The organism is Mangrovicella endophytica, assembly GCF_002893625.1.
GTDB lineage: Bacteria > Pseudomonadota > Alphaproteobacteria > Rhizobiales > Rhizobiaceae > Mangrovicella > Mangrovicella endophytica.
Window position 1 is genome coordinate 21,957 of record NZ_PKMZ01000012.1, and the last position, 26,338, is coordinate 48,294.

General features: G+C 65.9%; 24 protein-coding genes. 15 read left to right on the forward strand and 9 right to left on the reverse strand.

The window, feature by feature from the left end:
• Complete coding sequence (locus C0R46_RS18395; protein ID WP_102961134.1) at window positions 1-1,215, reverse strand: aspartate aminotransferase family protein; 1,215 nt, start codon at window positions 1,213-1,215, stop codon at window positions 1-3.
• Between the two features lie 434 nt (window positions 1,216-1,649).
• Here C0R46_RS18395 and C0R46_RS18400 point away from each other — a divergent pair, with 434 nt between their 5' ends.
• The 8 genes from C0R46_RS18400 (at window position 1,650) to phoB (ending at window position 9,966) form a co-directional block, all read left to right on the forward strand.
• Window positions 1,650-2,201, forward strand: a complete 552-nt coding sequence (locus tag C0R46_RS18400; RefSeq protein WP_102961135.1) for a GcrA family cell cycle regulator — start codon at window positions 1,650-1,652, stop codon at window positions 2,199-2,201.
• A gap of 62 nt (window positions 2,202-2,263) precedes the next feature.
• Complete coding sequence (locus C0R46_RS18405) at window positions 2,264-3,535, forward strand: ATP-binding protein (protein ID WP_245413672.1); 1,272 nt, start codon at window positions 2,264-2,266, stop codon at window positions 3,533-3,535.
• Between the two features lie 216 nt (window positions 3,536-3,751).
• On the forward strand, window positions 3,752-4,744 hold the full coding sequence (locus C0R46_RS18410) for a PstS family phosphate ABC transporter substrate-binding protein (protein WP_425349908.1): 993 nt from the start codon (window positions 3,752-3,754) through the stop codon (window positions 4,742-4,744).
• A gap of 84 nt (window positions 4,745-4,828) precedes the next feature.
• On the forward strand, window positions 4,829-6,310 hold the full coding sequence (gene pstC, locus C0R46_RS18415; protein WP_102961137.1) for a phosphate ABC transporter permease subunit PstC: 1,482 nt from the start codon (window positions 4,829-4,831) through the stop codon (window positions 6,308-6,310).
• Window positions 6,307-7,629, forward strand: coding sequence for a phosphate ABC transporter permease PstA (gene pstA / locus C0R46_RS18420; RefSeq protein ID WP_102961138.1), 1,323 nt, complete (start codon window positions 6,307-6,309; stop codon window positions 7,627-7,629). Before pstC ends, pstA begins: the two co-directional genes overlap by 4 nt.
• A 19-nt stretch (window positions 7,630-7,648) precedes the next feature.
• Complete coding sequence (gene pstB / locus C0R46_RS18425) at window positions 7,649-8,464, forward strand: phosphate ABC transporter ATP-binding protein PstB (RefSeq protein ID WP_102961139.1); 816 nt, start codon at window positions 7,649-7,651, stop codon at window positions 8,462-8,464.
• A gap of 22 nt (window positions 8,465-8,486) precedes the next feature.
• Window positions 8,487-9,227 (forward strand): phosphate signaling complex protein PhoU, encoded by a 741-nt coding sequence (gene phoU / locus C0R46_RS18430; protein ID WP_425349907.1) that lies wholly within the window; start codon window positions 8,487-8,489, stop codon window positions 9,225-9,227.
• A 4-nt stretch (window positions 9,228-9,231) separates the two neighbouring features.
• Entirely contained in the window at window positions 9,232-9,966 is a 735-nt protein-coding gene (phoB, locus tag C0R46_RS18435) for a phosphate regulon transcriptional regulator PhoB (protein ID WP_102961140.1), read from the forward strand.
• A gap of 51 nt (window positions 9,967-10,017) precedes the next feature.
• Here phoB and C0R46_RS18440 read toward each other — a convergent pair whose 3' ends face one another.
• Window positions 10,018-11,460, reverse strand: a complete 1,443-nt coding sequence (locus tag C0R46_RS18440; protein WP_102961141.1) for a hypothetical protein — start codon at window positions 11,458-11,460, stop codon at window positions 10,018-10,020.
• Window positions 11,461-11,728: 268 nt separating this feature from the next.
• On the opposite strand from C0R46_RS18440, the gene C0R46_RS18445 reads away from it, so the two are divergent.
• Window positions 11,729-13,567: a glycoside hydrolase family 15 protein gene (locus tag C0R46_RS18445; protein WP_102961142.1), complete on the forward strand. Its 1,839-nt coding sequence runs from the start codon at window positions 11,729-11,731 to the stop codon at window positions 13,565-13,567.
• Window positions 13,560-14,363, forward strand: a complete 804-nt coding sequence (locus tag C0R46_RS18450) for an SDR family oxidoreductase (RefSeq protein WP_102961143.1) — start codon at window positions 13,560-13,562, stop codon at window positions 14,361-14,363. The genes C0R46_RS18445 and C0R46_RS18450 overlap by 8 nt, the downstream gene beginning before the upstream one ends.
• A 94-nt stretch (window positions 14,364-14,457) precedes the next feature.
• On the opposite strand, the gene C0R46_RS18455 is transcribed toward C0R46_RS18450, so the two are convergent.
• From C0R46_RS18455 to C0R46_RS18470, 4 genes are all read right to left on the reverse strand, one after another.
• Window positions 14,458-15,501, reverse strand: coding sequence for a proline racemase family protein (locus C0R46_RS18455; protein WP_102961144.1), 1,044 nt, complete (start codon window positions 15,499-15,501; stop codon window positions 14,458-14,460).
• A 142-nt stretch (window positions 15,502-15,643) separates the two neighbouring features.
• A complete protein-coding gene (locus C0R46_RS18460; protein ID WP_157944688.1) occupies window positions 15,644-15,949 on the reverse strand; it encodes a hypothetical protein in 306 nt (101 codons plus the stop codon).
• A 430-nt stretch (window positions 15,950-16,379) separates the two neighbouring features.
• Window positions 16,380-17,291, reverse strand: a complete 912-nt coding sequence (locus C0R46_RS18465) for a hypothetical protein (RefSeq protein WP_102961146.1) — start codon at window positions 17,289-17,291, stop codon at window positions 16,380-16,382.
• A 194-nt stretch (window positions 17,292-17,485) separates the two neighbouring features.
• Window positions 17,486-18,241, reverse strand: coding sequence for a sulfite exporter TauE/SafE family protein (locus tag C0R46_RS18470; RefSeq protein ID WP_102961147.1), 756 nt, complete (start codon window positions 18,239-18,241; stop codon window positions 17,486-17,488).
• 236 nt (window positions 18,242-18,477) lie between these two features.
• On the opposite strand from C0R46_RS18470, the gene rplS reads away from it, so the two are divergent.
• The 3 genes from rplS to leuC all read left to right on the forward strand — a co-directional run bounded on the left by rplS (window position 18,478) and on the right by leuC (window position 20,767).
• Window positions 18,478-18,951 carry a 50S ribosomal protein L19 gene (gene rplS / locus C0R46_RS18475; protein WP_102961148.1) on the forward strand — a complete coding sequence of 158 codons (474 nt, stop codon included), beginning with the start codon at window positions 18,478-18,480 and terminating at the stop codon, window positions 18,949-18,951.
• 126 nt (window positions 18,952-19,077) lie between these two features.
• Entirely contained in the window at window positions 19,078-19,257 is a 180-nt protein-coding gene (locus tag C0R46_RS18480; RefSeq protein ID WP_102961149.1) for a hypothetical protein, read from the forward strand.
• Between the two features lie 94 nt (window positions 19,258-19,351).
• Window positions 19,352-20,767: a 3-isopropylmalate dehydratase large subunit gene (gene leuC / locus C0R46_RS18485; RefSeq protein ID WP_102961150.1), complete on the forward strand. Its 1,416-nt coding sequence runs from the start codon at window positions 19,352-19,354 to the stop codon at window positions 20,765-20,767.
• A gap of 251 nt (window positions 20,768-21,018) precedes the next feature.
• Here the strand turns inward: leuC and C0R46_RS18490 are convergent, their stop codons facing one another.
• The gene (locus C0R46_RS18490) at window positions 21,019-21,717 is read right to left on the reverse strand and encodes a DUF1013 domain-containing protein (RefSeq protein ID WP_102961151.1); all 699 of its coding nucleotides are present in this window, start codon (window positions 21,715-21,717) and stop codon (window positions 21,019-21,021) included.
• 171 nt (window positions 21,718-21,888) lie between these two features.
• Window positions 21,889-22,896: an NAD(P)H-quinone oxidoreductase gene (locus C0R46_RS18495; protein WP_102961152.1), complete on the reverse strand. Its 1,008-nt coding sequence runs from the start codon at window positions 22,894-22,896 to the stop codon at window positions 21,889-21,891.
• A gap of 389 nt (window positions 22,897-23,285) precedes the next feature.
• Between C0R46_RS18495 and rcdA the strand changes: the two genes are divergently transcribed.
• On the forward strand, window positions 23,286-23,813 hold the full coding sequence (gene rcdA, locus C0R46_RS18500; protein WP_102961153.1) for a protease adaptor protein RcdA: 528 nt from the start codon (window positions 23,286-23,288) through the stop codon (window positions 23,811-23,813).
• A gap of 210 nt (window positions 23,814-24,023) precedes the next feature.
• Here the strand turns inward: rcdA and rpmE are convergent, their stop codons facing one another.
• On the reverse strand, window positions 24,024-24,245 hold the full coding sequence (rpmE, locus tag C0R46_RS18505) for a 50S ribosomal protein L31 (protein ID WP_102961154.1): 222 nt from the start codon (window positions 24,243-24,245) through the stop codon (window positions 24,024-24,026).
• A gap of 181 nt (window positions 24,246-24,426) precedes the next feature.
• On the opposite strand from rpmE, the gene C0R46_RS18510 reads away from it, so the two are divergent.
• Window positions 24,427-26,244: an ABC transporter transmembrane domain-containing protein gene (locus tag C0R46_RS18510; RefSeq protein ID WP_245413673.1), complete on the forward strand. Its 1,818-nt coding sequence runs from the start codon at window positions 24,427-24,429 to the stop codon at window positions 26,242-26,244.
• Window positions 26,245-26,338 lie beyond the last annotated feature (94 nt).

The window sequence follows — 26,338 nt, forward strand, 5'->3', positions numbered from 1 at the left end:
TCAGGCGCTCTTGCGCGCCGCGCCGGGCGACAGCTCGGCCACCGCGGCTTCGATGCGCTCCATGCCCTCGCGCATCTCGTCCGCCGTCAGGATCAACGGCGGCAGCAGGCGCACGACATTGTCGCCGGCCATGACGGCCAGAAGCCCGTTGGCGCGCAGCTCCTGCACGAGGAGGGAGTTCGGGACCTTGGCCTTGAGGCCGATGAGCAGGCCGGTGCCGCGGACCTCCTCGATCACGTCGGGATAGCGGTCGGCCAGCGAGGCGAGCGATTGCTTGAACAGGATCGCGGTGTCGCGCACATGCTCCAGGAAGCCGTCGGCGAGGACGACGTCGAGAACCGCGTTACCGACCGCCATGGCAAGCGGGTTGCCGCCATAGGTCGTCCCGTGCGTTCCCGCCGTCATGCCCTTGGCCGCTTCCTCCGTGGCGAGACAGACGCCCATCGGGAAGCCACCGCCGATGCCCTTGGCGGAGGCCAGGATGTCCGGCACGGCGCCGCAAGCTTCATAGGCATAGAGCGTGCCGGTGCGTCCGACGCCGGTCTGCACCTCGTCGAAGATCAGGAGCAGACCGTTTTCGTCACAGATCGTGCGCAGCGCCCGCAGGAACTCCGGCGGGACGACGCGCACGCCGCCCTCCCCCTGCACCGGCTCGATCAGGATCGCGGCGGTTTCGGGCGTGATGGCGGCGCGCACGGCGTCGAGATCACCGAACGGCACCTGGTCGAAGCCCTGCACCTTCGGGCCGAATCCTTCGAGATATTTCGCCTGGCCGCCGGCGGCGATGGTCGCCAGCGTGCGGCCGTGGAAGGCGCCCTCGAAGGTGATGATGCCGTAGCGCTCGGGATGCCCGGAGACATACTGGTAGCGGCGCGCAGTCTTGATCGCGCATTCCAACGCCTCGGCGCCGGAATTGGTGAAGAAGGCGCGGTCCGCGAAGGTGACGGCGGTGAGCCGCTCGCCGAGCCGCTCCTGCCCCGGGATCTGGAAGAGATTGGAGACGTGCCAGAGCTTGTCGGCCTGCTCCTTCAGCGCCGCAACGAGATGCGGATGGGCGTGGCCGAGCGAGCTGACCGCAACGCCGCCGGCGAAATCCATGTAGCGTCGGCCGTCTCGCGCAATCAGCCAGACACCTTCGCCGCGCTCGAAGGAGAGTTCGGCGCGTGCATAAGTCTGGTAGAGGGACGATGAGGAGCCGGCGTTGGATGCTGACATGGCGTTCGACTTTGCTGAGGCCCGGCTGGGCCGCTTCCGGAAACGTCAAAGCCTGCCGTTGAGGCAGGCTTCGTTCGGCTGGTCTGCGCAGTGAGGCGAGTTCTATACCACGCGCGCGGCGCGCCATGTCAATGAATGCGGGCGGGGTCGGCCGCAGGAAGGTTCGGCGACACGCCGTAGCGTCAGCCCAGCCGCATCGAAATGCGATATCGAATCAGGATTGCGTCACAAGCTGGGGAAAAGCGCAAATTCGATTCCGTCAAGCTTGTGCGACTCTTGTCACGGAGTCAGCGCATGCGCTAAATTCCTTAACGTACTAGATTTCGTGCGGCGGACCCTGGTTCATCAATAGATGTAGTGCACATCCCTCGACAGGCGCTGTCGTGGGCGTGAAAGGATTCCGGCGGGCCGCACCCAGGACTTAGGAGCTTCCCATGAGCTGGAACGACGAACGCGTCGATCTCTTGCGGCGACTCTGGACCGAAGGCCTCAGTGCCAGCCAGATCGCCGACAGGCTGGGCGGCGGCGTCAGCCGCAATGCCGTAATCGGCAAGGTGCACCGCCTCAAGCTGGAGTCGCGCGGCAAGTCCACCGTCTCGGCACCGGCCGTGTCAACGGCCGCCGAAGTGGTGGCAGCTGAGGCCGTTACGGAAGTCGTTGAGGTGATCGTGCCGGCGCGGGTCGTCGCGGCTCAGCCGGTGATGCGCTCCATCACCCGCACGGTCGGCGCAACGGCGCTGAAGATGGAGCCGGTGCTGGTGCCGGTCGTGGCCGAGCCGCAGCGCCAGCCGGGCGAGGTGGTTCCGATCTCGCGCAACCTGACGCTCGTCCAGCTGACCGACCGCACCTGCAAGTGGCCGCTCGGCGATCCGCTCTCGGCTGATTTTCGCTTCTGCGGCTGCGCGTCGGGCGACAGCTCGCCCTACTGCTCCTATCATTCCAAGCTCGCCTTCCAGCCGGTCTCCGAGCGGCGCCGCGCCCGCTGAACAGCTCACGGCGGTCCGATCTCGATTGCGGAGCGCCGATCATGCCCTCTAGGCGCACAGGTGTGACGACGAGTGACGGCTCCGACAACCGTCGCGTCGTTCCGGCGACGCGGGTCGCCGTTGCAGCCGTTGTCGGCTTCGGCATCGTCATACTGCTTGAGCCATCCATCGGATGGAAAGCGCTGGCGGGCCTGGTTGCTCTCGCGATCATCTGCCTGCTGCCACAGCGCCCGCGTCCGCCGAAGGCACTTCGTGATCCTCAAAGCCGGACGACGCCCACCTGGCCCGATGACGGCGTGAAGGCAGCCGTCGAGGCGCTGCCGGACCCCGCCTTCGTGCTCGGTCGCGACCTGACGCTGCGCTATCGCAATGCCGTCTCGGCCGTCGCCTTCGGGCCGCTGACCATGGGCGATCCGGTTGCGCTCCGCTTCCGCTCGCCCGAGTTCCTGGCCGCGATCGAAGCGGCGGCCGCAAGCCAGTCCGGCGGCTCGGCCCTCTATGACGAGAAGCGGCCGGTGGAGCGTCACTGGGAGGCGCAGATCGCTCCCATTCCAGCCGCGGGCAGCGCTGCGCCCCACTTCTTCCTGCTGCTCTTCCGAGACCGCACCGCCGAGCGGCGGGTAGAGCGGATGCGCACCGACTTCGTGGCCAATGCCAGCCATGAGCTGCGCACGCCCCTCGCCTCCCTGATCGGCTTCATCGAAACGCTGCAAGGACCCGCTAAGGGAGACGCGGCGGCGCGCGAGCGCTTCCTCGGCATCATGCGGGAGCAGGCGGCGCGGATGTCGCGGCTGATCGACGACCTCCTGTCGCTGTCGCGCATCGAAATGAAGCGCAACGTGCCTCTGACGGCCCATGTCGATCTCGGCGCCATCCTGGCCAAGGTCCGGGAGCAGATGGCGCCGCTGGCCGCCGAGCTCGGCGTCACCATCGACTATACGCCCTCCGACAGGCACTGGACCGTTGCAGGCGACACGGACGAACTGATGCAGGTCTTCGCCAACCTCGTCGAGAATGCCTGCAAATATGGCGAGAGCGGCAAGCGGGTGGTCCTGCATCTGTCCGAGGGTGTTGAAGGCGGCCGCGCCTTCATCGATGCCTCGGTGCAGGACTTCGGCCCCGGCATTCCGCCGCAGCACGTGCCGCGCCTCACCGAGCGCTTCTACCGCGTCGACGTCGGCAACTCCCGCGCCAAGCGCGGCACCGGGCTTGGCCTGTCGATCGTGCGCAACCTGCTGTTGCGCCACCGTGCCCGACTCCTCATCGTTTCCGAGCCGGGACAGGGCTCGACCTTCACCGCACGATTCCCGGCGATCGGCGCAACAGTCGATTGATCGACATATATGCTGTCCTATCAGTCGGTTAGCGTGTCAAAAAACTGCAACGGGTCTGTCATATAGAGTTCTTCCAGGACCGCTAGACGAAAGCCGAACCGAGGACGCCGCTCCGGCGTGGACCTCAGGAACGGTTCGTCAACGCAACGCCTCAAGGAGCTTCCCGTGAGCATCTCCAAGCTTGTCGCCGGCCTCACGCTCGGCACCGCCCTCACCATCGCCGCGCAGGCGCACGCCCAGTCGGCCGACCCGATCCAGATCGCCGGATCCTCGACCGTTCTCCCCTACGCACAGATCGTCGCCGAGAACTTCCACGAAGCCTCGCCGGACTTCCCGACCCCGGTCGTGGAATCGGGCGGCAGCTCGGCCGGCCTGAAGCAGTTCTGCCAGGGCGTCGGCCCGGACCAGATCGACATCGCGAACGCCTCGCGTCCGATCAAGGAGTCCGAGGTCGAGACCTGCAAGAAGAACGGCGTGACCGACATCCAGGAGGTCAAGTTCGGCTATGACGGCATCGTCTTCGCGACGGATGCTGGCGGCCCGGACTTCAAGCTGACGCCGGCGATCGTCTTCAAGGCGCTCGGTGCGAAGTCGGTCGTCGACGGTAAGGTCGTGGACAATCCGGCCAAGACCTGGGCCGATGTCGACGCCTCGCTCCCGGCATGGAACATCGCCGCCTACATCCCGGGCGAGAAGCACGGCACCCGCGAAGTCTTCGCCGAGAAGCTCCTTGCGGCCGGCTGTGAAGAGACCGGCGCCAAGGAAGCCTTCGCCAAGTCCGGCATGGACGAGAAGGCCGCTGCGGCTCAGTGCATGCAGGTCCGCAAGGACGGCGCCGCGGCCGAGATCGACGGCGACTACACCGAGACGCTTGCTCGCATCGACGCCAACAAGCAGGGCGTTGGCGTCTTCGGCCTCGCCTTCTACGAGCAGAACCAGGACAAGCTGAAGGTCGCGACCATCAACGACGTCGTGCCGTCGGTCGAGACCATCTCCTCCGGCAAGTACCCGGTGTCGCGCCCTCTCTTCTTCTACGTCAAGAAGGCGCATGTCGGCGTGGTCCCGGGCCTTTCCGAGTATGTCGACTTCTTCCTCTCCGAGCAGATGATCGGCAATGACGGTCCGCTCGCCGAGTACGGTCTCGTGCCGGCTCCGGATGCCGAGCGCGAAGAGTTCCGCCAGGCCTTCTCGGCCGGGAAGACGATGTAAGCAGTAAATTGGCCGGCGCCTTCGGGCGCCGGTTTTTTCTCGCAGAGCGCCACTGTTCCTTCGCGCAGCGCCAGGAGTCTACGCGTGTCCACGTCCGCGATTATCGCGATCGTTCTTCTGATAGCCGCCGTCGGGTTCACGCTCGGCTACCGCAAGAGCCAAAGGCTCGCTGCGGGCAGCGCGCAGAAGGCCCATTCGCGCGCCGTCTATCACGGCATGTTTGTCGTTTCCTGGGCGCTCATCCCGTCGCTCATTCTTCTCGCAGGCTGGCTTATCGCCTCACCGGCCCTGATCGCCGCCGATATCCACGCCGACATGCCAGAAGCCATCGAGAACGGCACAAACCCGCGCCTTGCCTACCAGATGGTCGAGGGGATCGGCGCAGGACTGCGCGCGTTGCCTGCCGACGAGCAGGATGCCGCTGCTGCCGCAAGTGCCGCCGACCTGCGCGCGATGTTCCAGCGCCGAGGCATAATGGTCGCCTCCGCCTCGGAAGACTACATGGTCGAGCTGGCGGTGAAGCGGAACCGCCTCGAGGATTACAGCCGCATCGCGATGAGCGCGGTGGTGATCCTTCTTGCGGTTGCCGGCGCCGCGTATGGCCTGTCGCAGATCGCCGTCCGCCTTCGTGCCCGCAACCAGGTTGAACGCGTCGTCGGCGGGATCTTGGTGCTGGCCTCGTCGATCGCTATTCTCACCACGGTCGGCATCATCTTCTCCATGCTGTTCGAGACGATCGATTTCTTTGGTCGCGTCTCGCCCACAAGCTTCTTCTTCGGAACAGTCTGGGATCCGGGCTTTGCCGCGGCAGGCGCCGATCCGACCGTCGGCCAGTTCGGCCTCATCCCACTGCTGGCCGGCACGCTCTACATCGCCTTCGTCGCGATGCTGGTGGCCGTACCGATCGGCCTCTTCGCCGCCATCTACATGTCCGAATATGCGAGCCGCGGCGTGCGCTCCACCGTCAAGCCGCTGCTGGAGCTCCTCGCGGGCATCCCGACAATCGTCTACGGCTTCTTCGCTCTCGTCACGGTCGGTCCATTCCTGCGCGACATGTCGGCCCAGCTGAATGGGCTGATCACCGGCAACTACCAGAACTTCATCCAGGCCCAGAGCGTCATCACCGCCGGCATCGTGATGGGGGTGATGCTGATCCCCTTCGTGTCGTCGCTCTCCGACGACATCATTACCGCCGTGCCTCGGTCCCTGCGCGATGGTTCCTTCGGCCTCGGAGCCACCCGCTCCGAAACGGTGAAGCGCGTCATCCTGCCGGCAGCCCTGCCAGGCATCGTCAGCGCGCTGCTGCTGACGGCCTCGCGCGCCATCGGTGAAACGATGATCGTCGTCCTGGCCGCCGGCGTCGCCGCACGCCTCACGCTCAACCCGTTCGAGGCGATGACCACGGTGACCGTGAAGATCGTCAACCAGCTGACTGGCGACCTTGAGTTCAACTCGCCGCAGACGCTGGTGGCCTTCGCGCTGGGTATCACCCTCTTCGCCATAACGCTCTGCCTCAACATCATCGCGCTGGTGATCGTGCGCAAATACCGGGAGGCGTATGAATGACCGACCTCGCTGTCTCCGAAGCTCGCGCCGCGCATCCGGCGGCATCCGAGCGCCGCGACATCGGCATCAAGCGCCGCTATGCCGCCGAGCGCCGCTTCAAGCTCTATGGCATCGTCGCGATCGCCATCGGCCTGATCTTCCTCGTTGCCCTCCTCTGGAGCGTCTTCTCGAAAGGCTACACCGCCTTCTTCCAGACCGAGATCCGCGTTCCCATCACCTTCGACCAGTCGATCGTCGACCCGAAGAACAGCGGCGGCAAGGACACCAAGGCGCTGTCGATGGCGAACTATCCGCGCCTCGTGCAGAACGGCATCGTCGCCCTGCTCGGCATCGACCCGTCGGATCGGACGGCCGTGCGCGCCGCCAACGCCCTCGTCTCGCAGAGTGTGCGCGGACAGCTGCGCGATATCGTCCTCGGCGACATCACGACCATCGGGAAGACCCAGGAGGTCTGGCTGTATGCGGCCAGCGAGGTCGATAGCGCCGAGAAGGGCCAATACGACCTCAGCGTCGAGGAGAGCCGTCGTCCGCTGAAGGATCAGCAGCTCCAATGGCTGCAGCAGCTGCGCGACGACGACCGGCTGCAGCAGCGCTTCAACTGGGGCTTCTTCACCTTCGGCGGCTCCAGCCGGGCCGAGACGGCGGGCGTCGGCGTCGCCATCGTCGGGTCGATCTACATGATGGTGATCGTGCTCGTCCTGTCGCTGCCGATCGGCGTCGCCGCCTCGATCTATCTCGAAGAGTTCGCGCCGAAGAACCGGCTGACCGACTTCATCGAGGTGAACATCAACAACCTCGCGGCGGTGCCGTCCATCGTTTACGGCCTTCTCGGCCTTGCGGTCTTCGTCAACGGCTTCGGCCTGCCACGCTCTGCCGCCGTCGTCGGCGGACTGGTGCTGACGCTGATGACGCTGCCGACGATCATCATCGCGACGCGTGCCGCCTTGAAGGCAGTGCCGCCGTCGATCCGGGCGGCCGCGCTGGGCCTTGGCGCATCCAAGACGCAGATGGTGTTCCACCACGTGCTGCCACTGGCGATGCCCGGCATCCTCACCGGCACGATCATCGGCCTTGCGCATGCGCTGGGCGAGACGGCACCGCTGCTTCTCATCGGCATGGTCGCCTTCGTCGCGGACTATCCGTCCTCGCCGATGGCGCCGTCCACCGCCCTTCCCGTGCAGATCTACATGTGGGCGAACGAGGCCGAGCGCGCCTTCGTGGAACGCACGTCCGGCGCGATCATCGTGCTGCTTGCTTTCCTCGCTCTGATGAACATCACCGCCATCATCCTGCGCCGCCGCTTCGAGCGCCGCTGGTAGGCCGATCAGGATCTTGTCCATGAACCAGACCATCGTACCCGCCGCTTCCGTCCTCCATCCCACGGCCGCCTTTGCGCGGCCGGTGAAGATGCGCGGCGAGAAGGTCACCGTCCACTACGGCGCCAAGCAGGCGCTGTTCGAGGTCAATCTTGAGATCCCCGAACGCCAGGTCACCGCGCTGATCGGACCGTCGGGCTGCGGCAAGTCGACCTTCCTGCGCTGCCTCAACCGCATGAACGACACAATCGAGGGCGCCCGCGTCGGCGGCATGATCACGCTTGACGGCGAGGACATCTACGATCCCACGCTCGACGTCGTGGAACTGCGCGCCCGCGTCGGCATGGTGTTCCAGAAGCCGAACCCGTTTCCGAAGTCGATCTTCGACAACGTCGCCTATGGCCCGCGAATCCACGGCCTTGCGCGCTCCAAATCCGATATCGAGGAGATCGTCGTCACCAGCCTGCGCCGCGCCGGCCTGTTCGAGGAGGTCAAGGACCGTCTGCACGAGGCCGGCACCGGCCTCTCCGGCGGCCAGCAGCAGCGCCTGTGCATCGCCCGCGCCATCGCGGTTTCGCCGGAGGTGATCCTGATGGACGAGCCGTGCTCCGCGCTTGATCCGATCGCCACCGCCAAGGTCGAGGAGCTGATCGACGAGCTCCGCCAGAACTACACGATCGTCATCGTGACGCACTCCATGCAGCAGGCGGCGCGCGTCAGCCAGATCACCGCGATGTTCCACCTCGGCAATCTCGTGGAAGTCGGGCCGACGGAAAAGATGTTCCAGAACCCCGATGACAAGCGGACGCAGGACTACATCACCGGCCGCTTCGGCTGACGATTTCGAGGAGGGTATTCCCATGGACGAGCATATCGTCAGGTCCTACGACGAAGAACTGAAGTTCATCGCCCGCTGCATCTCCGAGATGGGCGGACAGGCCGAACGGATCGTGGAGCGCTCGGTCTCGGCGCTGATCCAGAGCGACTGGGGCCTTGCCAATTCGGTCGTCGCCGACGACGCGCTGCTCGACGCCGCGCAGCGCGAGGTCGACGAGCGCGCGATCATGATGATCGCCAAGCGCCAGCCAATGGCGCAGGATCTTCGCGAGATCATCGGCGCGATCCGCATCTCCAGCGATCTCGAGCGCATCGGCGATCTCGGCAAGAACATCGCCAAGCGCGTCATCGCCGTGCAGGATCATACGCAGCCGATCCGGCTCGTGCGCGGCATTGAGCATCTCTCGGAGCTGGCGCTCGACCAGCTGAAGGACGTGCTCGACGCCTATGCCTCGCGCGACCATCAGCGCGCCCAGTCGGTGCGGCAGAACGACGAGGAAATCGACGCCATGTATACGTCGATCTTCCGCGAGCTCCTCACCTACATGATGGAAGATCCGCGCAACATCACCGCCTGCACCCATCTCCTGTTCAGTGCCAAGAACATCGAGCGGATCGGCGACCACGCCACCAACATCGCCGAGACGGTCTACTACATCCGGACCGGCCAGCAGATGAACCTCGACCGTCCGAAGGGCGACAGCACGACCTCGATGGTGCTGCCGCAGACGAATGACGGCGAGGCTGTCGACGAGGATCGCTGAACCGATGGCGACACGCATCGCAGTGGTGGAGGACGAGGAGGCCCTCTCCGTCCTCCTGCGCTACAATCTCGAAGCGGCCGGCTACGAAGTCGACGTTATCGCGCGCGGCGACGAGGCGGACCTCCGCCTGAAGGAAACCCTGCCGGACCTTCTCATCCTCGACTGGATGCTTCCCGGCCTGTCCGGTGTCGAGCTCTGCCGGCGCCTGAGGACGCGGCCCGAGGCCGAGCGCCTGCCGATCATCATGCTGACGGCGCGCGGCGAGGAGAGCGAGCGGATACGGGGCCTTTCCGTCGGTGCCGACGACTATGTCGTCAAGCCCTTCTCGACCCCGGAGTTGCTTGCCCGCGTCAAGGCGATGCTGCGGCGCTCCAACCCGCAGAAGATCTCCACGACACTCACAGCCGGCGACATCGAGCTCGATCGCGAAACGCATCGGGTCCGCCGCTCGGGGCGCGAGATCAAGCTTGGCCCCACGGAGTTCAAGCTGATGGAGTTCTTCATGCAGGCGCCGGGTCGCGTCTTCTCGCGCGAGCAGTTGCTCGACAGCGTCTGGGGGCGAGACATCTATGTCGACGAGCGGACGGTGGACGTCCATGTCGGACGCCTGCGGAAGGCGCTGATCCGCGGCCGCGAGGTCGACCCGATCCGCACCGTACGAGGCTCCGGCTACGCGCTGGACGAGACCTTCGCCGCCAGCGTAGCGCGCCGCAGCAGCCGCGTGGCGGCGTCGCTTTAGCCTCTGAGGGCTAGGGCAGCGAGGCGCGAGCTTCGCCGCAGAGCTTGCGCCTCATAGCAGCCGCATCCTGAAGCCGTAGACGTCAAGGTCAGGCCCCTCGGTACCGAGCCCGGGCTGTATCGCGAGACGCGCCGGCTCCTTCGGCGATGTCGGTACCTCGAAGTCGAAGACGAACTTCTCGCTCTGCAGATCGGTGGAGAAGCGCTGTCGCTGACAGGCGCTCTCTTCCCCGAAGAGGCAGCGGACGGCGAATTCGCGCGTCTGGCCGTCCGGCGAGCCGACGGTGATCTCCACACGCACGGAGCGGGCCGCGATCTGGCCGAGGAGGCCCGGGCCAATGGCGATCGCGATCTCGCCATCCTGGCTGCCGGGTGCGGGCGCGATGCGGACGGCGGGTGCGCCGCCTGCGCCGGTCACCGCTTCGACGCGGCCGCCTGCCGGCGTCGATATGGCTTCGAGGTCGTTTCCGGAGAAGACGTCGATCCAGTTTTCCGGCTGCTGCGGCAGGGCCTGCTGCTGCGAGGCGGCAGACTGGCTCGTGACGTCATCGACCATGATGAAGCCATAGATCACCGTCGCGACGATGATCAGCCCGAGGATCGAGGCAACGACGCCGATCCAGAAGAACAGGCTGCGCCGCTGGCGCCGCGGCCGGGCCGCGTCGCGCTCGGAAGCGCCAGGCCGCCAGCTTCCATCGTCGAGGTCGGCGGTCGCCGCGCCAGCGACCGGGCCGCCGACAGGGCCGGCGCCCTGCGGGAAGGCGGCTCCCGGCGACCGCCCATCGTCGAACTCTCCCGCCGTGTAGGAAAGATCGTCCGGCGGAAGGGCCCGCGGCGTACGCCCATATTCGTCAGCCTCGTCGCCGCCTTGCTCAGATCCGTCGTTGCCGATCCGTGGCGCGAGATCATCGCTCCGTGCATCATCGGAAGCCATAAGCTGATCGTCACCGGGATCGTGGGGCGCCGGCTGATCGATGGTTGAGGCCTCGCCATCGATGAAGGAGCGGTCCGCGGCCGGCGACTGCTGGCCGCCTTCGAAGCGCTCCTGTCCATCATCGTCGCCATAGCGCCAGTCGGGCGCGGGCTGGCCGTAGCCGCTTTCGCTCGTCGTGGTGCCGACGGCCTCGGGAACAATGTGGACGCCGCGGGGCTCCTCCTCCGCAGCATCCCAAAGCTGCTCGCCGTCATCGCCGACGCCGCCACGATCGCTTTCGGCATCGTCGACGTCGCCGATCGCGTCCGACGAGAGGCCGTCTTCGGCCTCGTAAGGCTCGGCCTTCTCCGCGGCCAAAGCGCGAAGATCGGCCTCGATGGTGCTGATCGCGTCCATCAGCCGCTCGCGCTGCCCGGCCTGCATGCCAGAGTCGTAGCCGCGGTCGACGGCGAGCTTCTCCAGAGCGCGCACGGCGGCTTCATAGACGCTGCGCCTGAACTCTGGGTCAGCCGTATCGCCTTTCGCCAGAGCGCGCCGCAGGCTGGTTTCGATCGCGCTCATTGCGTCTCCCAAGAGCTCCATACTTGGGCACAAGCCGGCCCACTTCCTCTGTACTCTGCACAATCTATCCAAAGATGGTGCAAATTCCACGTATCAGCCGAGCGCCGCGATCGGCGCCTCGGGTCGCGCTCCGTCGGATTAGGCTCGCCCGCCATCGGCTAGAGCACAATCACGGCTTAGTCAGATTGAAGGACCCCTCGTCGTCGCCGCTTTACTTTCCGGCTGAAGAGCCAATGTCGCGCCTTCATTTCGAAGGGAATTGGTGCTGATGCCGCCTGCCAAGCCGCGACAAATCTCCGAACATGGCGTCATCGGCGACATGCGCACGCTCGCGCTCGTTGCGACCGACGGGACGATCGACTTCTTCTGCCACCCCGACCTCGATTCGCCGACGCTTTTTGCCAGCCTGCTTGATCCGGACAAGGGAGGCTTCTTCCGCCTCGGCTTCGAGGGCGAGATGAAGCAACGGCAGATCTATCTGCCGGACACCAATATTCTCGTCACCCGCTTTCTCGGTGAGGAGAGCATTGGGGAGGTCTGCGACTTCATGCCGGTCGACGGCTCGGGACGCATCATCAGGCGGGCGGAAGCGATCCGCGGCACGCTGACCGTCGGTCTGGAGATCGCGCCGCGGCCGGACTATGCGCGGCGCGATGCCAAGCTCGAAGCGATGGAGGGCGGCGTCTGCCTCCGCGCCGAGCCCGAGGAGGACTGCGTCTATTTCTATACTCACGTACCGCTCGAGATCGCCGACGGGTGTGCGTCCGGGCAGATCGAGCTGAAGGAAGGGGAGGTCTGCTACGCGGTCTTCTGTCCCGGCCGCAAGGACAGCCCGGCCGTCGACGAGGCCTATGTTCTAGATGCCTTCAACGCGACCCGTGACTATTGGCACGACTGGGTCAAGAAGGGCACCTTCCCCGCCTACTGGCGCGAACTCGTGGTGCGTTCGGCCCTGACGCTGAAACTCCTGACCTCGCAGAAGCACGGGTCGATCGCCGCCGCCGCGACCTTTGGCCTGCCGGAGGTCCTCGGCGGCGAGCGGAACTGGGACTATCGCTTCTGCTGGGTCCGCGATGCCGCCTTCACCCTCTATGCCCTGTCCCGCCTCAACTACTACGACGAGGCCGAGGCCTTCATCCACTTCCTGATGGAGCGGGTCGCGGCCGACGAGGCGCGCCTGCGCGTCATGTATGCGATGGACGGCTCGGACCCTGCCGCGGAGGAGTCGCTCGATCACCTCAGCGGCTATGCCGGGTCGCAGCCGGTCAGGGTCGGCAACGCGGCCTTCGATCAGCTGCAGATCGACATCCACGGCGAGTTCATGGACGCGCTCTACATCGCCGTGAAGGCGCGTGGAAAGCCCTCCTACGAGGTGTGGGGCACCATCGCCGCCATGCTGGACAAGCTCTGCGACACCTGGCATCTGCCGGACCAGGGTATCTGGGAGAGCCGGGGCGAGCCGCGCGAACACCTGTCGTCCAGACTGATGAGCTGGGTTGCCCTCGACCGCGGATTTCGCATGGCGTTGCGGCAATCGCTGGCAGCCGACATCGACCGCTGGCGGCTGGAGCGGAACCGCATCCAGGCCTCCATCATCGAGGAGTTCTGGAACAAGGAGCTCGGCGCCTTCACCCAGTACAAGGGCGGCAAGTCGCTCGACGCCGTCGTACTGCTGATGCCGCTGGTGAAGTTCATCAACCCGCGCGATCCGATGTGGACCTCGACGCTGAAGGCCGTGCGCCGCCACCTCGTGCATGACTGCCTCGTCCACCGCTACATCAACACCGAGGCGAATGGAGATGGACTGAACGGCACCGAAGGCGCCTTCACCATCTGCTCGTTCTGGTATGTCGAGGCCTTAGCGCGGACAGGGTACGTCGCCGAGGCGCGGCTCCTGTTCGAGAAGCTGCACACATATTCCAATCATCTCGGTCTCTACGCGGAAGAGCTCTCCGCCGATGGCGAGCACCTCGGCAATTTTCCGCAGGCACTCACACACTTATCGCTGATCTCTGCCGCGATCTGGCTGTCGCGGGCGCTGGACGGACAGACGCAAGGTCCCAATCTTCCACCCTCGCACATGCTGGAGGATCCCGACGGTGTCTGACCTAATCTCTCTCGCCGGCCAGAGCGCCATCGTCACCGGCGCATCGTCCGGCATCGGCGCCGCGACGGCACTCGAGCTCGCCCGCGCCGGCGCCGATGTCGCCGTCAACTTCCACGGCTCGGAAGATGCCGCAGAGGACGTCGCCGCGCGGATCCGCGCGCTTGGCCGGAATGCGGTGACGGTGAAGGCGAATGTCTCGGTGGAGCACGACGTCGTCTCCCTCTTCGACACGGCCGAGGCTGCCCTCGGGCCGATCGACATCGTCGTCTCCAATGCCGGGCTGCAGAAGGACGCAGCCATCGCCGACATGACGATCGAGGACTGGAATGCTGTGATCGCGCTCAACCTCACCGGCGGGTTTCTCGTTGGGCGCGAGGCGGTGCGGCGCTTCCGCAAGAAGGGCATGCGGCCCAATGTCAGCCGCGCGCTCGGCAAGCTGATCTTCGACTCCTCGGTGCATCAGCGCATTCCATGGGCGTTCCACGCCAACTATGCGGCGTCCAAGGGCGGCCTTCACCTGCTGATGCAGTCGCTGGCACAGGAAGTCGCCTGCGAGCGTATCCGGGTGAATGCCGTCGCACCGGGCGCTATCGCCACGAAGATCAACGCCGAGGAGCGGGACGACAACGAAGAAGGGATGCTGAAGCTGATCCCCTACGGCCGCATCGGCGAAGCCGCCGATATCGGGCGCGCCGTCGCCTGGATCGCATCGGACGCCGCCGACTACATGGTCGGCGAGACGCTCTTCATCGACGGCGGCATGTCGCTCTATCCGGAATTTCGCGGCAACGGTTGAGGCAGAGGATCGACGGGTTCAACCTGTCTACGTCTGCGGAAGCCAGGCAGGTGCAGGCATGCCCGCCGACGAGGGATGCCGTACTGCCTTGGAGCTAGTGATCCAGGAGCGCTCTCAAGGCACCCGTAGGGGTCAACGGGTCCGTTGCATCCAGGATCAGTTCTTTCCTCGCAATCACCCATCCGTGGCCGGTCACGGCGACTCTCACCCCATAGTCGTCGGGGTTTTCGCAACAGGACGCCTCGAACTGGGTATCCCAGCAACTGATCGTGGTGATATCCTCATCAAGCGCCATTGCGCCGTCAGCGACGAGCTGGGCAACGGCTGCCGTCGTCCCCGTTCCTGCAGGACAGCGCGACACCGAGCGAGGGTGCACGACTGGCGAAATCCGGCGCCTGAGGCGGCCGTCGGATCCCCGATAGGGCGCTGCGGCGAAAAGGACGAGGGCAATCCGTCCCTGCTCGCCGAGAACGGGATGGACGGGGTTGGGCTCGCGAGCGAGCGCTTCCATGATCTCGAAGGCGAGTTGACCCTGCGCAGCCTCCTCATTGCGCATCATTGCCAGACCGCAGTCTTCCGCCGCAACGACAGCGTACCAGCATCCAGCCCATACAAGGTCGTAGCGGACACGGCCGCGGCCATCGACCTCGACGAGAGCCCCCTTCTTGATGACACATGCCGTATCGTCGGGCTTGAAGGTCACCGACGAGACCTTTCCATCGGGCTCGACGTCGACCTCCACATTCACGAGGCCGCCGGGGCTCTCCAGCACAAGGCTCGACTTGCCGGCAGGCGCCTGCAGAACACCCTCCTCGATGAGGGCTATCGCCGTCGCCATCGTGTTGGACCCGCTGAAGAGCGGATAGCCCAGGAATTCCATGATGATGAAGGCGGCCGCGGCCCGCGGATCGACCGGCGGGATGGCCAGGTCGGCGAAGAGTGACGGATGGCCTCCGCGTGGCTCGCCGAGAACGACCTGGCGGAGTTCGTCGGCGTGATCGCGCAGATAGTCACGCTTCTCGAGCACCGTCAGTCCAGGGATCGGTGCGATGCCTCCCAGAATGATCTGATGCACGTCTCCGCCAACATGAACGTCGGTCACCAGGATCGTGTGAGTTCGACGGGGAATGCTGCTCACTGGATCCGACCTCGTGTAATGCCGAGGGCAGCTATAGCATGATCAAAGTCCGTGCCGACCGGTGTCTGATCGGCTCTTTCAGGCGCAAGCACGAGCCGAAATCGACTCGTGGCGGGCGGACGGGCTGTGGAGCCAAGCGCCGTCAGGCGGCCCGCGCCAGCGTGATGCGCGACTTGCTGACCTTCGCTTTGGAAGCGCGCTCCTGAACCTGTTCGATCAGCATCTCGCCGATCGTCGCGTCGGCCTGCCGAAGGGTTCGTTCATCGCACCGGCTGGCGACCAGAACGGCCATGTCGCGCATATGCGCGCGTTGGAAGCAGAAGACTGCCAGGCGGGCACGTTGCTTCGGATCCTGCTCGTCGACGATCTCGACCACACGCTCTTCGGCCGAGCGAAGGAGGAGCCCGAGGAGCTCGAGGTTGACTGGGCATGCGGCTTCGTTCGGCATGTAACGGTTGTACATCGGCTCATCCTCTTGTTTGAGGCGGCACAGAACGCGCGGTGGATTTCGCGTAGCTGGATCACGGAGACGTGGGCGGCCGCCCGCGTGGCACCAGAGGCCGAAACAACGATGCATCCCCTTCCGCTGCCGGGATTGTGCTCCGGCAGGTCCTCTCAATGCGTGACAATTCGCAGCACCGAGAGGCAGCTTTCGACGATGGGCAGATTACCGATAGGCGAGCCTTTGCGATCACCGACCTTTGGACTTGCGCGGCGCGAACCGCTTCCCGCCCGTCTCCGAATACGTGGCGCCCGATGCCGTGGAGCCCCCGCGGATGACCGCGGAGGCTCGATGAACCGGCTGCGTCCGGGCGACAGGTCCTGGATGTCGATCTGCCCGGAGTGAGCGACGGACTAACGTCTACCAGCCAGCCACTTCAGGAGCGCAGGACGACCCGCTCGTCGTCGCGCTCGCGCCCGCCGAAGATCGCAGCGACACCGGCGATGAAGGCACCGATGACCAGCGACAGAGCCGTCAGAAGCGACAGCGTCGCCGTAGCCGAACGCGCCGTATCGGCAGCTTCCTTGGCTTCCTGCTTGGCTGCGTCGACCGAGGCGATGACCTGATCGACCCGTGCCTGTGCCTGGTCCTGCGGCTGGCCGGTCTCACGGGCGACGAGCGTCGCGAGATAGGCCTTGTCGGCATCGGGCAGTTCACCCGTCACCGCGCTGCGGGCGAGGATGCGCGTGGCCTCGCCGCGGTAGTCGGTCGTGCCCGTAGCAGATGCGCCCGGGGCAGCGGCCGGAGCCGCGGCATCGGTGCGAAACAGCGTGTCGACGAAATAGCCGGTCGGATCGCTGCCGCCACCTGCATTGCCCGCCTGCTCGCCGGCAGCCTGGACGCCGCCCTGCGCAGCACCGGCCGCGACGTTGGACACAGCGCTGACGCCACCGCCCACGATGGAACTGACGGCAGACGACAGAAGTCCCGCAACAAGGATCGTCGCCAGAGCCCAGGCGAGGAAGCCATGGGCGCTGTCACGGAAGTAGACCTCGTCGCTATGGGTCGCGGCCCAGCGCGTCCGCAGACGTCCGGTGAGATAGCCGCCGAGACCGGAGGACAGCCACTGCACGATCACCAGCCAGATGATTCCTGAGACGGCGAAGGTGGTGGCGCTGACGCCCTCATTGGAGAAAGGGGATACCATCGTCATGCCGAGGCCGGAGCCGACCAGCATGAGCACCAGCGAGATCACCGCCGCAGCGACGGCGCCGGCGATGATCGCTCCCCAGGAGACGGCGGAGGCCGATGCGTCGGCGTCAACCACCGGCGTTGGAGCAAGGGGCACGGGCGCGCTCCTCAGCGGAAGAACAATGCGAGAAGGATGATTACGGGGATCGGAACCCCCAGAAGCCAGAGAAGAATGCCGCGGCCCATCGTGGGAACCTCCAAAGGATGTAGTGTCTCCCCTCAACTGTTGGATATGGGGTTGGTTCCTGCCTCACCCGTGAGCAGATGGGCTTTCTGCGCTCTCCCGTCACGTCAGGCCACGTAGAAGTAGTAGGCTGCCAGCCCGAGGCCGATGGCGATGACGAAGAGGCGGACGGCCATCTGCGGCACCCGCTTGGCGATCCACACTCCGGAATAGCCGCCGAGTGCAACTCCCGGGATCATCACCAGCGCGGCCGGCCAGGCAACGACCCCGCCGGATACGAAGACGACGATTGCGATCACGGCGATCACCGTCGCGAGAAGGTTCTTCAGCGCGTTCAGCCGATGATAGTCGCCGCTTTCGGTGAGGCCGAGCGTCGCGAGCATCATGATTCCCATGCCGGCGCCAAAGAAGCCGCCATAGATCGACGCCAGGAACTGAACGATGGGGCCGATAACTCGGTGCCCTCTTGCAGCCTCCGCTGCCTCGCGCGGGCTCGGGCGCAGCCACGGACCAGCGGCGAAGAGAGCGGTCGCGGCCAGCAGCAGCCAGGGAACGAGCGCCGCAAAAGACGGGTTGTCCAGCGCCAGCAGAATCAGCGCCCCGACGAGCGAGCCTGCGATCGACGCAGCGGCGAGGACGAGCACCTCGCGCCAGATGCGGACGAGATCCCTGCGATAGGCGAGGGTCGAGGTGATATAGCCGGGGAACTGCGCGATCGAAGAGGTGGCATTGGCCGAGATCGGCCCGATGCCGATGAGGGTGAAGGCGCCGAAGGTAATGAAGGTGCCGCCGCCGGCAACGGCATTGATGGCGCCCGAAACAAAGCCTGCGAGAAACAGGAGAAAGACTTCGACAAACGACATGGGGGACCGCCGGGAACTGCAACCCGACACGCATAGGCGGCGGGCGAGCCGGCCGCAACGCCATGTTGGCGTCGCGGCTGCAAGGGGTGCAGATCAAGCGCGGCGCTTGGGATCACCGGCACTCGACAAGCCGGAGCATGCAGTGTATGTGCCAGCGCGATTTCCTCAGAATAACTTGACCGTCACGACGGCCATGTCCGGGGTCTAACCGGCATGAAACGAATTGAGGCTATGACATGGATATCATCTCCGAGATCGAGGCCGCCGAGGCCGCTCGCATCGATGCAGTGCGTACCATCCCGACCTTCTCGCCGGGCGACACGCTGCGCGTGAACGTGCGCGTCGTGGAAGGCACCCGCACCCGCGTGCAGGCCTATGAGGGCGTCTGCATCGCCCGCTCCGGCTCGGGCTTCCAGGAGAACTTCACGGTTCGCAAGATCTCCTATGGCGAGGGCGTCGAGCGCGTCTTCCCGATCTATTCGCCGATGCTCGACTCGGTCGAGGTCGTGCGCCGCGGCCGTGTCCGCCGCGCCAAGCTCTATTATCTGCGCGATCGCCGCGGCAAGTCGGCCCGTATCGTCGAGGCCACCAATGCCCGCGCCCGCAAGCTGAACGACGACGCCCGTCAGGTCGCCGCCGACGAGCGCGCCAAGGCCGCTGCCGACAAGGCTGCTGCCGCCGAGGCCAGCGCCACGCAGGCTGCCGAGTAAGCTTCGGCCGCACGCTTCCTTATCCAACGGAAAAGCGGCTTCGGCCGCTTTTCTGCGTTCTGGGCCTCAGTCGTCCCGCACGCAGGATGGCATGAGCGGCAGACCTCGGCGGCCAAGACGTTCGCGATGGGCGATCGTCTTGCACTGACCACTTGGCTCGGCTATCTCATTAGAACCATGCCAGCCTTGCCGACGATCACGTCCGGGTCGCGCCTGCCGACCACCCTCGGCTTCTCGCCGGTGGGCGATCGTTGGCGGATGCCTGGTCGCTTCTTCTATCGTCTTCTCGTCGCCGACGGCCGCTAGCGCTCCCTATCGCAGCCGCCATTTTCCGACCCCGATCGCGACCGTACGGATCGAGCCCCTTCGAGGCCTTGCCGCCGGCAGTGGAAGCCAAGCCATGACAGAGAGCAACAAGCCGCGTACCCTCTACGACAAGATCTGGGACGACCACGTCGTCGAGCAGCAGGAAGGCGGCAGCGCCCTCCTCTATATCGATCGTCACCTCGTCCATGAGGTGACCAGCCCTCAGGCCTTCGAGGGACTGCGGATGGCCGGCCGCAAGGTCCGCCACCCTGAGCGCACGCTCGCCGCCGTCGACCACAATGTGCCGACCAGTGACCGGCGCAACGGCATCCGCGATCCGGAGAGCCGGCTGCAGGTGGAAACGCTGGCCCGCAACGCGGCCGAGTTCGGCGTCGAGTATTTCAACGAGGTCGACCGCCGCCAGGGCATCGTCCACATCATCGGGCCTGAGCAGGGCTTCACCCTGCCAGGTACGACGATCGTCTGCGGCGACAGCCACACCTCGACGCACGGCGCCTTCGGGGCGCTGGCGCACGGCATCGGCACGTCGGAAGTCGAGCATGTGCTCGCCACGCAGACGCTGATCCAGGCCAAGGCCAAGAACATGCTGGTCGAGGTCAATGGCCAGCTGCCCTTCGGCGTCACCGCCAAGGACATCATTCTCGCCATTATCGGCGAGATCGGCACAGCCGGCGGCACCGGCCACGTCATCGAATATGCCGGCGAGGCGATCCGCTCGCTCTCCATGGAAGGGCGGATGACGATCTGCAACATGTCGATCGAGGGCGGCGCCCGGGCCGGCCTGATCGCGCCGGACGACGTCACCTTCGATTACCTGCGCGACAAGCCGCGCGCGCCGAAGGGCGAGATGTTCGAGAAGGCGGTCGCTTACTGGCGTACGCTCGCCTCCGACCCCGGGGCGCATTATGACAAGATCGTGCGGCTCGATGCGGCCAACCTGCCGCCCATCGTCTCCTGGGGCTCCTCGCCCGAGGACGTCGTCGGGATCAACGGCGTGGTGCCGGATCCGGCCACCATTCCGGACGAGAACAAGCGCCAGTCAAAGGCGCGCGCGCTCGATTATATGGGCCTGCAGCCCGGCACGCCGATCACCGACATCACGCTCGACCGCATCTTCATCGGCTCCTGCACCAATGGCCGCATCGAGGATCTGCGGGCGGTTGCCAAGGTCGTCGAGGGCCGCAGGGTCGCCGACGGCGTTTCGGCGATGATCGTGCCGGGATCGGGTCTGGTGAAGGCGCAGGCGGAAGCGGAAGGGCTGGATGTGATCTTCCGCGACGCCGGCTTCGACTGGCGGGAACCGGGCTGCTCGATGTGCCTCGGCATGAACGAGGACCGGCTGAATCCGCTGGAGCGCTGCGCCTCGACCTCGAACCGCAACTTCGAGGGTCGGCAGGGCTACAAGGGGCGCACGCACCTCGTGTCACCGGCCATGGCAGCGGCGGCGGCGATTGCCGGCCGCTTTGTCGACATTCGGGAGTGGCACTGAACGCCAACTCGTTCAAAGGTGCGGCCGTCGTAAGGCGGCTGCACTGTGGCCGCGCCGGTAAAGCCTGATCGCCGAGAGGCAGGATGGCTCGCAGCGGTCATGCGAGCTGCCGAGCGCCGAAGTTCGAAGCCGCCGGGTCAAGCCCAGCTGGTGACAGCCGCCCGGCACCCACCAGGCCTTCTTCTTCAGCGCATCAGGAGCGGCCGGCCCACCGGCGCTCCCTTACGCGTTCGATCGTCAGCAAACGAGGATCAGAGCTGATCCTCGTCCTCCTCGTCGGTCTCGGTGCGGCGCATGGAGGTGAGCTTGGCGAAGACGGCGGCGGCGTCCAGCTCGTCCTCGTCGGACGAAGAGCTCGGCCGGTAATTCTGCGTCTGCGCTGCCGACAGGAGACGCTCCTCCTCCTCCAGCTCCTCCGTCCGCGGCAGGCCGCGCGAGGCCTTCTCCACCTCGAGATCGAGATCGATCTGCGAGCAGAGGCCGAGCGTCACCGGATCCATCGGCGTCAGATTGGCCGAGTTCCAGTGGCTGCGCTCGCGGATCTGCTGGATGGTGTTCTTGGTCGTGCCGACGAGGCGTGAAATCTGCGCGTCCTTCAGCTCGGCGTGATTGCGCACCAGCCAGAGGATGGCGTTCGGCCGATCCTGGCGCTTGGACACCGGCGTATAGCGCGGCCCCTTGCGCTTGGCCTCGGGGACGCGGACCTTCGGCGGCGCGAGCTTCAGCCGGTGCTTCTCGTCCCTCTCGGCGCGCTCGATCTCTTCGCGGCTGAGCTGGCCCGTCATGACGGGATCAAGGCCCTTGATGCCCTGCGCCGATTCGCCGTCTGCGATGGCCTTCACCTCCAGCGGGTGGAGCGTGCAGAAATCGGCGATCTGCTCGAAGGACAGCGACGTGTTGTCGACGAGCCAGACGGCAGTCGCCTTCGGCATCAGAAGCTGCTGGGCCATGGATACGGTCCTCCTGGTCACCTGCCCGGAACCGGACAAGCTGTGGATGTTCACCACATGTCTTGGAAAGTACCTGTAGTTATAGGCGCTGACGGCCCTTTCCGCAAGAAATGCCGACGCGTCACCACAGGCTTTTCGACACGGCGGACCGTCACGTCACCTGACCTCCGCTCAAGCCGCCGCACGGCCGGCCTGCGTCGTCAGGACGATCTTGCCGACGTGGTCCTCGTCCATGTGCCGATGCGCCTCGGCCGCCTCCTCCAGCCGATAGGTCGCCTCGATCAGCGGGCGCACGCGGCCGGCCTCCAGCAGCGGCCAGACATTTTCGACGAGCGCCTCGGCAATGCCGCGCTTGAAGGCGGCGGACCGGTTGCGCAGTGTCGAGCCGGTGAGCGTCAGGCGCTTGCGCATGACATGGTTGAGGTCGATCTCGGCAGTGCGGCCGCGCAGGAAGGCGATCTGCACGATGCGCGCGTCTTCGGCGGCGACATCGAGGTTGCGGTTGACGTAGTCGCCGCCGACCATGTCGAGGATGACGTCGACACCCCGGCCGTCCGTTCTGGCGCGCAACGCTTCGACGAAGTCGCCCTTGCGATAATCGACGCAGAGCTCGGCGCCGAGCCTTTCGGCCGCCGCGCATTTGTCGGCGCTGCCGGCGGTTGCGAACACCTTGGCGCCGAAGGCGCTCGCCAGCTGGATCGCCGTCGTGCCTATACCGGAGGTGCCGCCATGGACGAGGAAGTTCTCGCCTGCCTTCAGGCCGGCGCGCTGAAAGACGTTCTGCCAGACGGTGAAGAAGGTTTCCGGTATTGCCGCCGCCGCCGCCATCGAGATGCCAGCTGGAACAGGCAGGACGCTGCCTTCGTCGGCCACGGCATACTCGGCATAACCGCCGCCCGGCAGCAGCGCCATCACGGCATCGCCCGGCGAGAACCGCGCCACCCCATCGCCGCAGCGGACGACGCGCCCCGCGACCTCCAGTCCCGGCCAGTCCGGCGCCCCCGGCGGCGGGGGATAGGCGCCCTTGCGCTGCAGGATGTCCGGCCGGTTCACCCCGGCGGCATGAACCTCGATCAGCACCTCGCCCGCCGCGGGTTCCGGCCTCGAACGCTCGCCCGGCACCAGCACCTCCGGCCCGCCGAAGCCATCCACCAGGACTGCCGTCATCGTCTCGGCCATATCAGTTGAACCTCATCCACATGCTTTGCTGCGGCGAGAGGTAGCGCCAAGACTTAAGAAAACGAACCCGCATTAATCCTCCGTCAAGCTTTACGGTGTTTAACTGCAGTCAGTCCGGTTCGCCGGATAGATGGCGCGCTGGCCGCGTCGTTTGACGCCTCCCTGTTGAAACTCCTGAGAGCCGCCCCGCTGCGGCTCTTTTTTTTTGCGCGTTGAAATCGCAGGCGTTGCCTGAACGAAACAGGGCTAACGCGCGTTAACCACGCTCTTCGCAGCGGCTTGCCAAAGAGCCCGTCTCCAAGCAGGGTCGCCGGACGCTTCACAGGTGCGAAAGGCTGGCGCATGCCGGCTGCGGCACTGTTCGTGCTTTCGAGAGTTGCCGCCACCCCATGACCACGCAGATTCCGACTCTGATGGACGACGACCGCACCATCCGCCTCGCCGAGCACCTCGCCTTCTCGCGCTCGTTCCAGCCGCTGTTCAACGAGGGTATGGCGCTGGTCGACGAGACGGCGCTCTATCTCGACGGCGAAGGACGCACGGCGGCCAAGGCGCTGTCGAAGCCTGCGGCGACGCTCTACGCCGCGGAATCGATGCGCCTGACGACGCGTCTGATGCAGGTCGCCTCCTGGCTGCTGCTGCAGCGCGCCGCCAACCAGGGCGACATGTCGCGCGCGCAGGTGGAAGCCGAGAAGGTGAAGGTCCGGCTCGAAGGGCTCGGCACGGGCCGCGAGTCGCCGCAATTCGGCGACCTGCCGGCAGCCTTCCGCTCACTGGTGGAGCGCGCGCTGAAGCTCGAGCGCCGCATCGCCATGCTCGACCGCGAGATCTATGGCGGCGCCGGCGCGGCGGCGGAGGAGATCGGCAATCCCGTCGGCGAGCAGATCAACCTTCTGAAGACCGCCTTCCTGCGCTAAAGCGCAACATTCGGGAACGACATTCGAGGCCTGGCGCAATCAAAGCGCCGGGCCTTTTTCGTTGGGCAGGCCTCTTGCCACGTTGGCGCCGGCGACCGCCGACTATCCAGTCGTCCAGGACGTTGGAAACGACAAAGGCCCGGCGCGCGAGCAGCCGGGCCTTTGCTTGAGTAGATGCGACCGCCGGAACAGCCGGCCGCGCAAGCCGTCTTAGATGCCGAGGCCTTCGTAACGCTTCTTGAAGCGCGACACGCGGCCGCCGCGGTCGAGCAGCTGCTGGTTGCCGCCGGTCCAGGCCGGATGGCTGGTCGGGTCGATGTCGAGGTTCATCTTGTCGCCCTCGCCGCCCCAGGTCGAGCGGGTCTGGTACTCGGTGCCGTTCGTCATCACGACGGTGATCGTGTGGTAGTCCGGATGGATGCCGTTCTTCATCGCCTTGGTCCTGTTCAATGCCGTCGCACCGTCTGCCCAAGCCTGCGGCAACCGGGAAAGACCCGCGGGCGCCAGCATCGATGTCTGAGGAGCCGGAAAGCGCTTTGGCTTTCAAATTCAGGGGTGAGCCTATACATGAGGGCCCAAACAGGCACAAGTGCGAGAGCGGCGAGTTCAGGACGTGCGTAAACCGAAAGCAGAACGCGCCCCGGCCGAGCGCCGGCAGCGCGATCTGAAGCCGCTGGCCCGGCTCAATCCCTACATGGCGCGCTATAAGGGACTTCTGGTCGGCGCTGCCGTGTCGCTCGCTATCGCTGCCGTCGCGACGCTGGCCTTGCCGATCGCGGTTCGCCGCGTCATCGACCACGGCTTCCAGAATTCCGATTCCGGGTTCATCGACGCCTATTTCATGATGCTGATCGCACTGGCGGCGGTTCTCGCCCTCGCCAGCGCCGGCCGCTACTACTTCGTCATCACCCTCGGGGAGCGCGTGGTCGCGGATCTGCGCAAGGACGTCTTCGAGCACATCACCCGCCTGTCCGCCGCCTTCTACGACAAGGCGCTGTCCGGCGAGATCGTCTCGCGTCTGACGGCCGACACGACGCAGATCAAGTCTGCGGTGGGTGCGACGACCTCCGTCGCGCTGCGCAACGCCATCCTCTTCATCGGCGCCATTGCGATGATGGCGGTGACCAGCCCGCAGCTTTCGCTGATCGTCATCGGCGCGATCCCGGTGATCGTGCTGCCGCTGATCGCCTTCGGCCGCTCCGTGCGCAAGCGTTCGCGCCTGGCGCAGGACACCCTCGCCGAGGCAACCGCCTATGCCAGCGAGGCGATCGGCGCGATGCGCACCGTCCAGGCGTTTACCAGCGAGGGCACGGCGAGCGGCCGCTTCTCGCGCGCCGTGGACACTGCCTTCGGGGCCGCACGCTCCTCGGTAACGGCGCGCGCCTTCCTGACAGCTTTCGCGATCTTCCTGATCTTCACCTCCATCGTCGCGGTGCTCTGGGTGGGTGCACAGCAGGTGATCGCCGGTACCATGTCGCCGGGTACGCTCGGTCAGTTCCTGCTCTATTCCGTCTTTGCCGCCGGCGCGCTCGGCTCGCTGTCGGAAGTCTGGGGCGAGCTGGCGCAGGCCGCCGGTGCCGCCGAGCGGCTGACCGAGCTTCTCGCGGAAGTACCGACCGTCGACAGCCCCGCGGTGCCAGTGCCGCTGCCGACGCCGTCGCGCGGCTCCGTCCGCTTCGAGAACGTCTCCTTCGCCTATCCGACACGGCGCGACCGACCGACCGTCGAGGGCCTCTCATTCGAAGTGCAGCCGGGCGAGACGGTGGCGCTTGTCGGCCCATCCGGTGCTGGCAAGTCGACCGTCTTCGCCCTGATCGAGCGCTTCTACGACGCCGTCTCGGGCCGCGTCCTGATCGACGGCGTCGACGTTCGCGAGGCCGATCTGCGGGTGCTGCGCGACCGGCTGGCACTGGTGCCGCAGGACGTCACCATCTTTGCCGCGACAGCGGCCGAGAATATCGGCTTCGGCGATCCTTCCGCTTCCGATGTTCGGATCGAGGCGGCGGCACAGGCTGCGCTTGCCAGCGGCTTCATCGAAGCCATGGAGAAAGGCTACGAGACGGAGATCGGCGAGCGCGGCATCACGCTGTCGGGCGGCCAGCGCCAGCGCATCGCGATTGCCCGCGCCATCCTGCGTGACGCGCCGATCCTCCTCCTGGACGAGGCGACGTCAGCGCTCGACGCCGAAAGCGAGGTGCTGGTGCAGAAGGCTCTGGAACAGCTGATGCGCGGGCGCACGACGATCGTCATTGCGCATCGTCTTGCGACCGTCCTGAAGGCTGACCGCATCCTCGTGATGGATGGAGGCCGGATCGTCGAAGAAGGCACGCACCAGAGCCTGATCACCCGTGGCGGCCTCTATGCCAAGCTGGCGCGGCTGCAGTTCGAAGCCGGCAGCGCCGGCCTCTACGAAGGTGCCGCGGCGGAGTAGTCGCCACGGCACCACGGCGCATTGGCCGTCCCGAAGCGCCCGCGCCATGGCCGCCCGGCAACCTGCCGCTTTAGTCTCATAGCACTTATGTGCC